17 protein-coding genes and 1 riboswitch are annotated in these 13,074 nt (G+C 38.0%); of the genes, 10 read left to right on the forward strand and 7 right to left on the reverse strand.

The genetic code is table 11. From position 1 onward, the window contains the following. Positions 1 to 75: 75 nt before the first annotated feature. On the reverse strand, positions 76 to 255 hold the full coding sequence (locus BMW36_RS20580) for a hypothetical protein (protein WP_089741238.1): 180 nt from the start codon (positions 253 to 255) through the stop codon (positions 76 to 78). A 117-nt stretch (positions 256 to 372) separates the two neighbouring features. Next, a complete protein-coding gene (locus BMW36_RS11540) occupies positions 373 to 888 on the reverse strand; it encodes a DUF3267 domain-containing protein (RefSeq protein ID WP_245711663.1) in 516 nt (171 codons plus the stop codon). A 256-nt stretch (positions 889 to 1,144) separates the two neighbouring features. Here BMW36_RS11540 and BMW36_RS11545 point away from each other — a divergent pair, with 256 nt between their 5' ends. After that, entirely contained in the window at positions 1,145 to 1,492 is a 348-nt protein-coding gene (locus tag BMW36_RS11545) for a DUF1878 family protein (RefSeq protein ID WP_089741242.1), read from the forward strand. A gap of 25 nt (positions 1,493 to 1,517) precedes the next feature. On the opposite strand, the gene BMW36_RS11550 is transcribed toward BMW36_RS11545, so the two are convergent. Together BMW36_RS11550 and BMW36_RS11555 are read right to left on the reverse strand one after the other, a co-directional pair. Beyond that, the gene (locus BMW36_RS11550; RefSeq protein WP_089741244.1) at positions 1,518 to 1,889 is read right to left on the reverse strand and encodes a YtxH domain-containing protein; all 372 of its coding nucleotides are present in this window, start codon (positions 1,887 to 1,889) and stop codon (positions 1,518 to 1,520) included. Positions 1,890 to 1,956: 67 nt separating this feature from the next. Continuing rightward, positions 1,957 to 2,388 (reverse strand): HIT family protein, encoded by a 432-nt coding sequence (locus BMW36_RS11555; RefSeq protein ID WP_089741246.1) that lies wholly within the window; start codon positions 2,386 to 2,388, stop codon positions 1,957 to 1,959. A gap of 194 nt (positions 2,389 to 2,582) precedes the next feature. Here BMW36_RS11555 and BMW36_RS11560 point away from each other — a divergent pair, with 194 nt between their 5' ends. Further along, a complete protein-coding gene (locus tag BMW36_RS11560; protein ID WP_089741248.1) occupies positions 2,583 to 3,329 on the forward strand; it encodes an ABC transporter ATP-binding protein in 747 nt (248 codons plus the stop codon). Next, positions 3,322 to 4,539 (forward strand): ABC transporter permease, encoded by a 1,218-nt coding sequence (locus tag BMW36_RS11565; protein WP_089741250.1) that lies wholly within the window; start codon positions 3,322 to 3,324, stop codon positions 4,537 to 4,539. The genes BMW36_RS11560 and BMW36_RS11565 overlap by 8 nt, the downstream gene beginning before the upstream one ends. A 171-nt stretch (positions 4,540 to 4,710) precedes the next feature. Here BMW36_RS11565 and BMW36_RS11570 read toward each other — a convergent pair whose 3' ends face one another. Together BMW36_RS11570 and BMW36_RS11575 are read right to left on the reverse strand one after the other, a co-directional pair. Beyond that, complete coding sequence (locus BMW36_RS11570; RefSeq protein WP_089741252.1) at positions 4,711 to 5,886, reverse strand: amidohydrolase; 1,176 nt, start codon at positions 5,884 to 5,886, stop codon at positions 4,711 to 4,713. Positions 5,887 to 5,998: 112 nt separating this feature from the next. Beyond that, positions 5,999 to 6,445: a ferritin-like domain-containing protein gene (locus BMW36_RS11575; RefSeq protein ID WP_089741254.1), complete on the reverse strand. Its 447-nt coding sequence runs from the start codon at positions 6,443 to 6,445 to the stop codon at positions 5,999 to 6,001. A gap of 150 nt (positions 6,446 to 6,595) precedes the next feature. Beyond that, positions 6,596 to 6,696: riboswitch (TPP riboswitch) on the forward strand. 55 nt (positions 6,697 to 6,751) lie between these two features. On the opposite strand from BMW36_RS11575, the gene BMW36_RS11580 reads away from it, so the two are divergent. From BMW36_RS11580 to BMW36_RS11615, 7 genes are all read left to right on the forward strand, one after another. Then, the gene (locus tag BMW36_RS11580; RefSeq protein ID WP_089741255.1) at positions 6,752 to 7,417 is read left to right on the forward strand and encodes a thiamine phosphate synthase; all 666 of its coding nucleotides are present in this window, start codon (positions 6,752 to 6,754) and stop codon (positions 7,415 to 7,417) included. Further along, positions 7,401 to 8,513, forward strand: coding sequence for a glycine oxidase ThiO (gene thiO, locus BMW36_RS11585; RefSeq protein WP_089741257.1), 1,113 nt, complete (start codon positions 7,401 to 7,403; stop codon positions 8,511 to 8,513). The genes BMW36_RS11580 and thiO overlap by 17 nt, the downstream gene beginning before the upstream one ends. A gap of 13 nt (positions 8,514 to 8,526) precedes the next feature. Next, on the forward strand, positions 8,527 to 8,730 hold the full coding sequence (gene thiS, locus BMW36_RS11590) for a sulfur carrier protein ThiS (protein ID WP_089741259.1): 204 nt from the start codon (positions 8,527 to 8,529) through the stop codon (positions 8,728 to 8,730). Positions 8,731 to 8,732: 2 nt separating this feature from the next. Further along, complete coding sequence (locus BMW36_RS11595) at positions 8,733 to 9,503, forward strand: thiazole synthase (protein ID WP_089741262.1); 771 nt, start codon at positions 8,733 to 8,735, stop codon at positions 9,501 to 9,503. Further along, positions 9,496 to 10,515: a MoeB/ThiF family adenylyltransferase gene (locus tag BMW36_RS11600; RefSeq protein WP_089741401.1), complete on the forward strand. Its 1,020-nt coding sequence runs from the start codon at positions 9,496 to 9,498 to the stop codon at positions 10,513 to 10,515. Before BMW36_RS11595 ends, BMW36_RS11600 begins: the two co-directional genes overlap by 8 nt. 976 nt (positions 10,516 to 11,491) lie before the next feature. Next, on the forward strand, positions 11,492 to 11,914 hold the full coding sequence (locus BMW36_RS11610; protein WP_089741266.1) for a disulfide oxidoreductase: 423 nt from the start codon (positions 11,492 to 11,494) through the stop codon (positions 11,912 to 11,914). 1 nt (position 11,915) lies between these two features. Continuing rightward, positions 11,916 to 12,386: a thioredoxin family protein gene (locus tag BMW36_RS11615; protein WP_245711664.1), complete on the forward strand. Its 471-nt coding sequence runs from the start codon at positions 11,916 to 11,918 to the stop codon at positions 12,384 to 12,386. Between the two features lie 155 nt (positions 12,387 to 12,541). On the opposite strand, the gene BMW36_RS11620 is transcribed toward BMW36_RS11615, so the two are convergent. Beyond that, a complete protein-coding gene (locus tag BMW36_RS11620; protein ID WP_089741267.1) occupies positions 12,542 to 13,018 on the reverse strand; it encodes a hypothetical protein in 477 nt (158 codons plus the stop codon). Between the last annotated feature and the right edge of the window lie 56 nt (positions 13,019 to 13,074).

The raw sequence follows: 13,074 nt of genomic DNA on the forward strand, positions 1-13,074 counted from the left end.
CTTGCAATAATATAACATACTTTTAGAGAAAAAAAACAGCTAAATAAGATATTCCTCTTTTTTTACATATTTTCATTACGTATAAATTACTTCAACATAAGAAGATATTAATAATATTGTTATAAGGACATTGATGGTTCTGAATACATTCGGCTGCTTTTCTTCGCCCATCTCTGTCTGCATACACAATCTATAAGTTAAAGAGTTAAAAATAAATAAAACAAAAATTGAAAAAACTACAAACACCAAAAGCATGAATCTACCTCCTTATATTCATGTATTACTTTAACAAAAAAAAGAAGTTTTGAACAGTATGTCTCATTGGTTTTTGTTTTAACAACAAGAAAAGACAAGGAAATGAGTCCCTTGTCTTTAGCGCTGGATTAAAATGTCGTAGCCTTGGTCATCGTTTGATATAATGCATTTTTTTGGTGCTTTCCATACATGTCTGACATAAATAAAATCCACATATGAAAGGCTTAAATTAACCGCACCAAATAATAGAAAATAAGGATAATAGCCTGAATACATATATCCCGCAATAATACACGGAATAGTAATAAATAGAGTCGGTGATAATAATGCAAAAAGCAAAATTGGTTTCGAGGTTTTCGTATTTGAACAAACTTTAAAGTTTGGAATTAAGTTGAGCACAAAAGACCAAGATAATTTCAACCCCGTATCAGCACATTTTAACGGAATTACATGGAGCGTTTTGTGCAGCAACGGCAACAATGCTAAACCAGCTATTATTGGTAGAAATCCATTATCCTGAATTGCTGCTTCCGGATGAATAAAGGTAAATGGTAAATATAAAGTTATAAATGACAATAATCCAAAAATAAATGATAGTATAATTAATCGGGTAATACCGAGCTTTTTTTTCACGTTTATAGAATCCCAACAATTCATGGAATCACCTCTGTTATCACAATGTTAGTTATTATTTTCAGTGTAGAATATGCTTCATTTAGAAGCCCTTCATGACTATAGTATGATTTATAATAAAAATCAATAGGTTTTTCAGAAAAAATAAAATGAAAGCGATCTCTTTTCAAAATCTTGACTAATACTATAAATAAAGAGTATAAATAAAGAAGAGTAGCATATATTTTAAAATAATAGAAAGGTTGTCTTTCATTATATGGAGATGGAGAGGGAGTTAAAGAAACAGCAATTTCATATTCATTTGTTACTTTCTATTAGTGATATTGATACACATCCATTAGTGCGCTTATTAGTGGAGTCAGGAGTATCAGAAACAGAATATCAGATGCTGCTCAAATTATTAGATGAACTGGAACGTACTTTCTTTGAATGGAAAGAAGAAGGGTACCTGAATTTTGAAGCGTTACTAGTGCGCTTTGCCGGTGGGCTATGTGAAAAACTGGATCCCGAGCGAACGATGCTTGCATTAAGGGAAGAAGGAATGTACATAGAGTTAGTGGAAGAATTCATAAAAATTCATTTTAAATACAAAAAGAACGACTAGCTTCAGTCGTTCTTTGAATAGCTGATCAGGCTTCTTCAGTTTGCTTCTTTGTTTTTTCCTCTAATTCTTTCAAGCTTTTTTCAATTTGATTTAAATACTTTTGAATATTTTTCTGGTGTGGTTCCACAGTTTGCTTCCATGATTCGATTGATTGTTTCACATCTGCTGACAGGTCCTTGATTAAAGCTGCACCTTCTTTAGAAGTTTTTGCAATTTGGTCTTTTAATTCAACACCATCTTCTTTAAAGTGTTTAAACGCCTGAATCGCCTCATCGCCTTTATGTTTTACATCATAGCGAAATTCTCTGCCAGGCTTAGGCGCGTTTAATAACGTCGCAGTTGCACTTATTGCTCCACCAACAACAATTCCAAATAATAGTGATTTTGCATTAATCATATGAAACACTCCCTTTTATAACATATTATTCACTTTTTTCCATGGAATAAAACTACTTTTATTAGGCCTAGCGAATTTGTTTATTTATTGATCCGGCAATTTCTGCTAAGTCGTTTGAAGAATATTCCTTTTCGTGTGTAATCCATTTTGTGCCAAATCCATCTTCTTTACCGTAACGCGGTATAATGTGGAGATGCAGATGAAAAACAGATTGACCTGCCGGCGCTTCATTATTATTCAGTATATTTATGCCGTTGGGCTGAAATGACTCTTTTAGAGCTCTCGCTATCTTTGGAACTCTGCTAAATAGTTTGGCTGCAGTTTCATCGTCTGTTTCATAAATATCTTTTGAATGTGTTTTGGAAATGATTAATGTATGTCCTTTAGTAATCTGGCTTATGTCAAGAAATGCATAAACGTGATCATCTTCATACACTTTCGCTGAAGGAATATCTCCTGCGATAATTTTACAAAAAATGCAATCATTATGTACTGTCATTGGACATGCTCCTTTACAATGTTTTTTTTCGTTCTTTACAGTGTATAAATCTATTGTATAAATATTTGAATCGAAGCGCAACAATGTGTTACTAAGCGTAGGAATTCAGATTATTTTTTGGCAACTCCAACTTAAAATGTTAAGATTTAAAAAATGACACTAATTAGTGGAAAGAGACAGGAAGGAAGAGTGGGATGGAACCATTATTACATATTGATAACTTAGAAGGGGGATATACCCATCGTAATGTACTTCACGGAATCTCTTTTGAGGTATTCCCTGGTGAAATAGTTGGTTTAATTGGATTAAATGGCGCAGGGAAAAGTACAACAATTAAACATGTAATAGGTCTGATGCAGCCAAAGAAAGGAACTGTATCTATCAATGGGAAAACTTTTGATCAGGCAGAGGAAAGCTATCGCGCCCAATTTAGCTACATTCCTGAAATGCCTGTTCTATATGATGAATTAACATTGGAAGAACATCTGCGTCTAACTGCTATGGCTTATGGGTTAACGGAAGAAACCTTTCAGTCACGTGTCGCCCCACTATTAAAAGAATTCCGTCTGGAAAAGAAATTAAAAGCATTTCCCATTCATTTTTCCAAAGGGATGAGACAAAAAGTAATGATTATGGCAGCATTTCTTGTAGAGCCGTCATTGTATATTGTAGATGAGCCTTTTGTCGGTTTGGACCCGCTCGGGATTCAGTCATACTTACAGTGGATGAATCAAATGAAAGAAAATGGAGCAGGTGTTCTAATGTCTACACATATTCTGGCAACTGCTGAACGTTACTGTGACAGGTTTGTTATTCTGCATGAAGGTAGTATCAGAGCAAAAGGGACACTAACTGAACTGAGACAGGAATTCGGACAACCTGAGGCAACCCTGGATGATCTGTATATCCAATTGACAAAGGAAGCAGATAGTTATGCTTAATCCACATACGCTGTTTACAGAACGTTTAAAATCCCATATGAAAGAATTGAATCGTTATCTAAAATATATCCTGACAGGACACCTAGCCATCGCTATGTTCTTTATTTTTTCGGCTTTAGCTGTATATTATCAGAAATGGCTGGAACAATTACCTGCTACGTTTCCTGTAGCACTCATTATTTCCCTTCTTTTAGGATTAGTAGCAACACATAGTCCTATTCAGACAATGCTCAAGAAAGCTGATATTGTTTTCCTTATTCCGGCAGAGTACCGATTGAAAGGGTACTTCAGACGTACACTTATATACAGCTATATTACACAGATTTACTTATTCCTGTTTGTTTATGCAGCATTAGCACCCCTTTATTTAACCGTATATGAAGGGAAAACTTATGGCTTACTTTTCCTGGTGCTTCTTATTATAAAGGGATGGAGCCTTGTTGCTAACTGGTGGATGTTGAAAGTCCGTGATTCTTCTATGAGGGCAGTTGACGTGATTGTACGTTACTTTCTGATAAGCGCAATTATCTACTTTTTCATCAAACAGGAACTGATACTACTGCTAATGGTGACCGTTATGTTGATTGGATTACTTATTTATAATTTCAGTCTGTCAAAAAGACAAAAGGCGATAAATTGGGAAGTACTGATTGAGCGGGATTATGTAAGAATGCGTTCCTTTTACAGGTTAGCAAACATGTTTACCGATGTTCCCCATTTAGAAACGTCTGTAAAGAAACGGGCAGTGATTGCCAGAGTATTAACTGGTGCCATACCATTTCAACAAAACAGCAGCTACACTTATTTATATCGATTGACAACTGCAAGAAGTGGTGAGTATTTCGGGATATATTTACGTTTGCTGGTAATAGGAGCATTGCTTATTCTATTTGTCCCTAATGTATGGCTGAAGCTTATTTTTGCTATTTTGTTTAGTTACATGACATTTATTCAGTTAATGCCATTATGGAAACACCATACGACAATCATATGGCTGGATCTATACCCTGTTGCAAACAACGTGCGGCAAGAGTCCTTTATAAAATGGCTGCAACAGTTAATGTTTGTTCAGATGCTGCTGTTTGCAGTCTTTCTGTTAATAATAGAAAGCTATATAACTGGAGGATTAATGGTAATTGCAGCGGTTACCTTCACATTTTTGTTTGTACCTAGATATGTGAGTGCAAAAATTAGTGGGAAAAAAACGTAACAGGAGAGATATAGAAAAAGTAGACAGAGGGGACATACCCTTTAAATTCTACCCAATGACCGCTTCGGCCGATTGTTCCGCTTTATTTCTAAGTGAAATTATCAAGGCCATTCAATGCGTATATTGAATGGCCTTTCGCAATTTATTTTGAGTCAATAATTTTGTCTATTATTACAGGCTGAGTTGATTAGCATTGATGACCGTACTGATTAATGTCTTGGCAGCAATTTTCATTGCTCTTTCATCGAAATCGAACAATGGATGGTGGTGTGGGACAAACTGATTTTCCTTCTGTGCACCTGTAAAGAAGAATGCGCCAGGTCTTTCTTCTAAATAGTAAGCAAAATCTTCACCTGTCATACTCGGGGAAATCATTTCTGCTTTTTCTACTTCCTTCACCTTTTCTGCTGATTTAATAATTAACTCTGCGTGTGTGGAGTGATTGACAACAGGACGATAGCCTTTCTGATAATCAAATGAATAATCAGCACCATAGCCGTGACACGTCCCTTTAATAATCTTTTCCATTTCCGCTATTATACATTGCTGTAATTCAGGATTGAACGTTCTCACTGTTCCTTCTATGACTGCAGAATCGGGAATAACATTATAGGCATTGCCAGCATGGAACTTGCCAATTGACAAAACAGCGGTTGCCAGTGGATCTATTTTTCTGCTCGATATATGTTGCAGGCTAGAAATCAATTGAGAACCAATTAAGATTGGATCCTTTGTCTGATGGGGGATCCCTCCGTGACCGCCTTTTCCTTTTATATGTATCGTGAATTTATCTGCGGCTGCCATAAAGTTCCCAGGGGCAGTCTGGATGACACCATACGGAGTGTTTGTCCAAAGGTGCGTTCCGTAAACATAATCCACCCCTTCAAGAATACCATCCGCTATCATTGGTTGAGCGCCCCCTGGTGCAACTTCTTCTGCATGTTGGTGAATAAATAAAATGTTTCCGGAAAGTTGTTCTCTGTATGTATGGAACACTTTTGCAACAATTAATAATGTCGCCGTATGGCCATCATGGGCACATGCATGCATCACCCCACGATTTCTTGACCGGTAAGGAACATCTTTTTCGTCTTCTATTGGTAGAGCATCAAAATCAGCTCGTAGTGCGATCGTTTTACCAGGCTTGTCACCTTGAAGTTTGGCCACAACACCATTTCCGCCAACATTCGACTGATATGGAATGCCTAATTTTTTATAATACTCCTGAATAAACTGAGCTGTTTTTTGCTCCTGGAAGGAAAGCTCTGGATTTTGATGTAAATGTCTCCTAATCTCAATCATTTCATTGTAATGATTCTCGACTTCTTCAAACAAATTGTGAAGCATTGTTTTCCCTCCTCTTTATCTGTAATTATAACATAATCACGAAACAAAACAGACTCCCGAAAACGGGAGCCTGTCTCTATCTTATATATTTTAAAGAGAGGGGGTTAATGAATTAATTGGAAAATGATTTATCTGCAAGCAGCCGTGCTGTTTCTTCTTTATGGTGAGTTTCATCTGCGATCATATCTTCCAGTTTTACAACAAGCTCAGTGAAACCTAATTCCTCAGCTTGCTTTTTGCGTTTTTCATATCTTTCAATTGTTTCTGTTTCCGCTTTTAAAGTAGCCTCTAACATGTCTTTTACATCAGTTAGCTGTTCTACTTTTGCAGGAGTAGTTGTAGGGGTACCACCTAATGTTTTAATCTTGTCAGACAAATATAAGGCATGTCCGATTTCGTCATTAATTTCATCTTCGAAAAACGGCTTTAACAGCGAGCGGTACAGTCCTGAAACCACCGATGCATGGTAAGTATACATTATAGCCGCAGCATATTCGTTTGCTAAATCTTCATTTAATCCATCTAATAATTCTTGTAATTTTTCCTGGTCTTTTGCCATAAGTGATAACATCCTTTCCTAATGATCTTCCACTATATGTCTACCCTTATTCTCAAAAAAATAAACATTTCCTTTAATTAAATATTGGCGTAATTTCAAATTTATGTTATTCTTTACATGTGTAAGCGATAATATCAAATTAAATACTTGATTGAACACTAGGGGAGCCTTTACCGGCTGAGACGAATGTTTTCGGACCCTTTGAACCTGATCTGGTTAACACCAGCGGAGGGAAGTGGTGGAATAAGTGTATGTTTACTTAATTCATTCTAAAGCCACTCTTCTTTGCTGGAAGGGTGGCTTTTTGTGTTTTCATTACATATGAATGGAAAGCGGGTTGCTAGAATGAGAGGAATTCACCTAATTACTAATGGTATATCGACAAATGAGGATCTAAAGAAACTGGCAAATATCCATAACTACTTTCATTTTATTCACTTGAGAGAAAAGACAAAAACAGCTGCTGAGCTGTTAGAGATGGTTGAATTCATCCAAATGCTCGGTGTCCCGTTATCGAAAGTAATTATTAATGACAGGGTGGATATAGCGGTATTGAAAAAATGTGGTGGAGTTCAACTTGCCTATCACAGCCTACCTGTAACACTTGTAAGAAGCCAGTTTCCTGATTTGAAGATCGGCAAATCCGTTCATACAGTGAAAGAAGCGATGACAGCAGAAAGTGATGGATCAGATTTTGTTTTATTTGGACATATATACAGAAGCCAATCAAAGCAGGGGTTGCCCCCAAGAGGTATTTCTGCTTTACATAAATTAGCAAAATCGATTTCTATACCAGTTATTGCTGTTGGCGGCATTAAACCAGATCATGTGGAGGAGGTTCTTGAATCAGGTGCGAAAGGAATTGCAATGATCTCTGCCATTTGGGAAGCTTCCGTTCCTGAATACATAGCAAAGGAATATTATGACAGGTTCAATCAATGGGAGGAGGAACATCATGAACGGTCACTATGATCAGATTGTGGTTGGAGGTGGAGTGATTGGATGTTCGGTCGCATATCAATTAAGCAAGAGAGGGTACAGAGTACTTCTTATTGAAGGTGATGCAATAGGCAGCGGAGCATCCAGTGCAGCAGCAGGCATGCTGGGGGCACAGCTTGAGTTTTCTTCAGATAGTATTCTTTTTCAGTTTGCAAGAGAAAGTCGAGCCCTTTTTCCTGAGTTATCGAAAGAGCTGAAGGAAGTAAGCGGAATAGATACAGGGTTCATTCAAAAAGGAGTTATGAAATTAGCCTCAACAGAACAGCAATTGATTAAATTAAGGGAAATCGCAAATTTTCAAAGATCTGCTGGTGAATCAGCTATTATTCTGTCTCAAAAGGCTGTTTCGCTAAAAGAAAGAGAATTAGCAGGTGATTTTCTGGGTGGTCTTTTTTTACCGGATGATGGCCAGGTATCTGCACCGTTGCTCACCAAAGCCTTTGCCAAAGGAGCTCAGGAAAATGGAGCAGTATTGTTGGAAAATACTCCAGTTACTGAATTACTAGAACAGAAAAATGGTTTGAATGGTGTGAAAACAACCGATTCTCTTTTTTATTGTGATCAGCTTGTGATTGCAACAGGAAGTGATTCAAAATGGCTGCCTGTCGATGTGTCAATTACTCCTGTTAAAGGAGAATGTGTCTCTGTCAGACCGGATCAGCCATTGATCGAGAGTACCATTTACGCTGATGGTTGTTACCTTGTGCCAAAATTTGATGGTCGAATTATCATAGGAGCTACATCGCTGCCAGGTATGACTGATAAAAGAGTGCGGGTGAAAGGTGTACATCATTTGTTGACAAGAGCTCAGCAAATTCTCCCTGCTCTAGAATATGCACAACTGGAGCATTTCTGGGCAGGAATTCGTCCCCAAACGGCTGATGGGTTTCCTTATATAGGAAAAGTTCCGGGCAAGCAGGGGATATATGCTGCAACAGGCCATTACCGTAATGGCATCCTGTTATCACCACTAACCGGTATTATGATGGCGGATTTGCTGGAAGGGAAAGCTGACAAAAAATATGTAACAGGTTTTGCTCTCGATAGAAAAAAACATGCATTGGTATGAAGGATGTGTATAGATGAAACTGATTATTAATGGAGAAGACCTGGAATTAAACGAGGATGTAAAGAATATTGAAGAGCTGATCACTGTACTTGGCTTGACTGATAAATCACTGATAGTAGAACACAATCAATCGATTTTAAAGAAGCAGGAGCATTCAGTGACAGCAGTGACAGATGGAGATCAATTAGAAATTGTACATTTTGTTGGAGGAGGATAATGATGTTAAAAATTGGTGATTTTCAATTTCATTCAAGGTTATTGTTAGGTACAGGAAAATACCCGGACTTTGATGTACAGAAGCAGGCAGTAGAGGTGTCAGAGACGGAGGTATTAACATTTGCTGTTAGAAGAATGAATATATTTGATCCGGTGCAGCCAAATTTTCTGGAAAAAATTGATCTGCAGAAATACCGCTTTCTTCCAAATACTGCAGGTGCGAAAAATGCGGAAGAAGCTGTCCGTATTGCTAAGTTAGCAGATGCATCAGGCTTGTGTGACATGATCAAGGTGGAGGTAATTGGCTGTGATAAAACGCTATTACCAGACCCTGTCGAAACATTAAGAGCTACGGAAATGTTACTGGAAGAAGGATTCACCGTATTGCCATATACCTCTGATGACGTCGTATTGGCAAGGAAGCTGGAGGAGCTGGGGGCCCATGCAATTATGCCAGGTGCCTCCCCGATTGGTTCCGGACAGGGAATTATTAATCCATTAAACTTAAAATTTATTATTGAACAGGCAGATGTGCCAGTTATAGTTGATGCAGGAATCGGTTCTCCTTGTGATGCTGCCTATGCTATGGAATTAGGGGCAGATGGCGTGCTATTGAATACAGCAGTTTCCGGTGCAAAGGATCCGGTGAAAATGGCAGAAGCGATGAAGCTGGCAATTGAAGCAGGAAGACTGGGGTATGAAGCTGGACGAATTGGAAGGAAGCAGTATGCTGCAGCAAGCAGTCCTAAGGAAGGGATTAGTGTTGTTGAATAATCGTTACCATAGACAAATATTATTTGAACCAATCGGAAATAAAGGGCAGGCTAGGGTAGAGAATAGTCATGTGTTGATTATCGGAGTCGGGGCTCTTGGATCAAGCAGTGCGGAAATGCTTGCAAGGGCAGGGGTAGGGAAATTAACATTAATTGACCGTGATTATGTGGAAGCAAGTAATCTGCAGCGACAGCAACTGTTTACAGAAAATGATGTGAAACAGAAAACTCCAAAAGCTATTGCAGCGAAACAAAGGCTTAGAGAGGTGAATTCGAGTATTATCATCGAGCCATTAATAAAAGATGCAGGAGCAGAGGAACTGGAAGAGATTGTTCCGCAAGTTGATCTGATTATTGATGCGACAGATAACTTTGATACACGATTAATCATAAATGATATCGCTCAAAAGCATAAAAAACCGTGGATCTATGGAGGATGTGTAGCAAGCTATGGTGTTACTTTTACTGTTATCCCCGGTGTAACGCCATGTTTTCACTGCTTGCTTGATCATATACCGAACGACGGTGCCACATGTGACACTGTAGGAATCATCAGCCCGACTGTACAAATGGTTGTTGCACACCAAATGACAGAAGCACTTAAAATTTTAACTAACCATCCTGAAGCATTATCCGGGAAGTTAATCGGGTTTGATTTATGGAAAAATGAACGGATGGAGATAGAAGTCAGTCGATTGAAAGATGATCAGTGTCCTTCCTGTGTGAAGGAAGAGTATCCATATTTGGCATTTGACGCACAAATGAAAACAGCCGTTTTGTGTGGAAGAAATACTGTCCAGATTAGAGCGAAACATCGAGGAGAAATGGATCTGGAGCAATTGGCAGGCCATATTAAACGGAATCCGCAGATCACTTTATTGAAAAACCCTTTCCTTCTTTCATTCGAACTAGAAAACTACCGGATCGTTATCTTTAAAGATGGCCGTACTTTTATCCATGGTACGAAAGATATCGTGGAGGCGAAAAAGATTTATCATCAGTATGTAGGATAAGAGGAGTCTGGGACAAAAGCATATTAGTTATAATAAAATCCGAACGATAAGATGAATTATGTGTATAGAATTCATTCCACAGAACTCTATTTTCCATTTTTAATACACATAATATGGATAATGTGCAATAATCAGAAGAGAGTAACTTTGAAATATTTAGAGTGAAATACCAGCGCTTCGGCCGATTGCTTCGCTTTCACCCAAGGGCATAAGTGCGACATCTACTCAAGCAAAATGCGCTTTCGCAGTGTCTTCTTTACCATGGGGACGGCTTCAGCTAACTTGGTGAAGAAACCCACTTCACCAAGTGGATCTTCAGCTCGTCCTGTTCCCATAGGAGTCTCCGCAATCGGACTACGCTACCCATGAACATTCTATGCTTGAATTGTTCATGGGAATTTTTATTTTAACGTATGTTCACTCAATACAGGATACCCAACATCTTCACTGGGTGATTCAAACAGTTTTTTTGTCACAAATATTGTGGAATAACACCAAAGCGGAGGTCGGCCACGCAGACTCCTGTGGGACAGCGAGATCTGAAGATCCACTTTGCAAAGTGTTTTTCTTTGCAAAGTTAGCTGAAGACGAGCCCACGGTAAAGAAGACACTTCGAAAGCGTATTTTGCTTGAGTAGATGTCGCACTTATGCCCTTGGGTGAAAGCGAAGCGATCGGCCGAAGCGCTGGTATTTCACTCTAAATATTTCAAAGTTACTCACTTCTGGTTATTGCACAGTATCCCTATTATGTGCATCAATTTTTTTCTAATATCCGAGTTTTTTGTGGAACATGATCGTTATGTCTCATCCTCTATTTTTGTCTGAAGTTATCTCCGTAAATATGAATGCCTGCTAATTTGAAATCTCCCTTTATTTAAATTTTACGAAAATGTGAAACATATAAGTTTAATGTCTCATATGTTTGTTTTTACAATCGATCTATGTATAATAAAATGGTGGAGGAGAGGTGTATAAATGGACAAGAAAAAAGAGACATTACTGTTTATCGCATGGGCCCAGAGCCTTGTGGCGATGTTAGGCAGCTTGTTCTACTCAGAAGTTCAAGGCTATGTACCATGTGAACTATGCTGGTATCAAAGAATATTAATGTATCCACTTGTATTAATTTACGGTTATGCAATTTATAAAAAGGATATTCGTTATGCATTTCCCGGCCTTATCATGAGTGGTATCGGCATCGGTGTATCCACCTATCATTATCTCATACAGCAAGTGCCGAGCATGGCATCAGCCGGTAATGCTTGTGGACTGGTTCCATGTAATGGAATTTACGTGGAGTTCCTTGGTTTTATAACAATACCGTTTCAGGCACTTATCGCATTTATCGTGATTTTTGTTATACACCTTGTCATAATCGTACAACAAAGGAGAGTTTAATTTGAAAAAGATGATCGTCTTTGTACTGGTGCTTGTAGCAATTTTCGGAGCACTATGGTTTGTCGTAAACTATCAGAACCAGAAAGCATCAGAAGGAAATCCATATAATAAATCTTCACTGGAACAGGCAACAATTGATCAATTGGATGATCCATTGTATCAAAATCAAATTTTGCCTGAAGAACTTGAAGAAAAGTTAGAAAACGGAGAAGATGTAACGGTTTATTTCTATAGTCCGACTTGTATCCATTGTCAACGAACATCACCTGTTGTTGTACCTATGGCTGAAGAGTACGGGATAGATTTAGTGAAAATGAATCTTTTGGAGTTTGAAAATCAATGGCAAAAGTACGGTATTCAATCAACTCCAACAATCGTTCACTACGAAGCGGGTGAAGAGTCTGCACGAATAAATGGTGAACGACCACAACAAGATTTTGAAGACTTTTTTGAAACAGAAGTACTAGAATAGAAGAAACCGGCTGAACAGAAGAATTTTTGCTAATGAAGAAACCGAACTGGTCGAATTTCTATTATTCGAAGCAGTTCGGTTTTTCTTATCCCAGATGGTATAATAGAAGATGCGCTGCCTAAAGCTACAGAAACATACTTCCATTTCAACCTCAACTAATCTTCTTCCAATTCACCGACATTATATGTCATTGTATAGCTGTCACCTGCCATATATGGACTTTTCTTTTGTATGACTACTGATTCTTTGTTCGCCTGATAAGCTTCATTGTCCGTCCACTCTGTAAAAATAATGTACTCTCTTCCTTTGAACGGACGCAGCACCCTCACTGCAGTCACTCCTCTTAATTGAGCAATATCTGTTACTTTCTCTTTCCATTCGTGTTCAAATAATGGACGTCCTTCAGACGTGATAGGCAAATGCAAAATGGACGAATAACCTTCTTCAGATAAATTTCCTGCTTCTGCAATAACCTCGTAGTTACGGCTTGTTTGAAAAATAGATGGTCCATTGCTTTCATAGTAGGCAATTGCTTTTTCTCCGTTATGCATGATAAGAAACGGAGTGATTTTATGCTCATCTTTCAATTTTTCTAAAAATGCGTAAGTTCCATTGGTCATAAAAGCTTTCATTATCTTCATTCCTCCATCCTGTTTCTAAAGTATTTGCAAACTAATTATGGTAAAAT

The sequence above is a fragment of the Gracilibacillus ureilyticus genome (genome assembly GCF_900111195.1).
GTDB classification, from domain to species: domain Bacteria; phylum Bacillota; class Bacilli; order Bacillales; family Amphibacillaceae; genus Gracilibacillus; species Gracilibacillus ureilyticus.

Coding starts and splice junctions, on each gene's coding strand:
- BMW36_RS11620 (WP_089741267.1), bottom strand. CDS start 13,018: ATGAAAGCTTTTATGACCAATGGAACTTACGCATTTTTAGAAAAATTG.
- BMW36_RS11555 (WP_089741246.1), bottom strand. CDS start 2,388: ATGACAGTACATAATGATTGCATTTTTTGTAAAATTATCGCAGGAGAT.
- BMW36_RS11550 (WP_089741244.1), bottom strand. CDS start 1,889: ATGATTAATGCAAAATCACTATTATTTGGAATTGTTGTTGGTGGAGCA.
- BMW36_RS11575 (WP_089741254.1), bottom strand. CDS start 6,445: ATGGCAAAAGACCAGGAAAAATTACAAGAATTATTAGATGGATTAAAT.
- BMW36_RS20580 (WP_089741238.1), bottom strand. CDS start 255: ATGCTTTTGGTGTTTGTAGTTTTTTCAATTTTTGTTTTATTTATTTTT.
- BMW36_RS11595 (WP_089741262.1), top strand. CDS start 8,733: ATGTTAAAAATTGGTGATTTTCAATTTCATTCAAGGTTATTGTTAGGT.
- BMW36_RS11610 (WP_089741266.1), top strand. CDS start 11,492: ATGGACAAGAAAAAAGAGACATTACTGTTTATCGCATGGGCCCAGAGC.
- BMW36_RS11565 (WP_089741250.1), top strand. CDS start 3,322: ATGCTTAATCCACATACGCTGTTTACAGAACGTTTAAAATCCCATATG.
- thiS (WP_089741259.1), top strand. CDS start 8,527: ATGAAACTGATTATTAATGGAGAAGACCTGGAATTAAACGAGGATGTA.
- thiO (WP_089741257.1), top strand. CDS start 7,401: ATGAACGGTCACTATGATCAGATTGTGGTTGGAGGTGGAGTGATTGGA.
- BMW36_RS11560 (WP_089741248.1), top strand. CDS start 2,583: ATGGAACCATTATTACATATTGATAACTTAGAAGGGGGATATACCCAT.
- BMW36_RS11570 (WP_089741252.1), bottom strand. CDS start 5,886: ATGCTTCACAATTTGTTTGAAGAAGTCGAGAATCATTACAATGAAATG.
- BMW36_RS11545 (WP_089741242.1), top strand. CDS start 1,145: ATGGAGATGGAGAGGGAGTTAAAGAAACAGCAATTTCATATTCATTTG.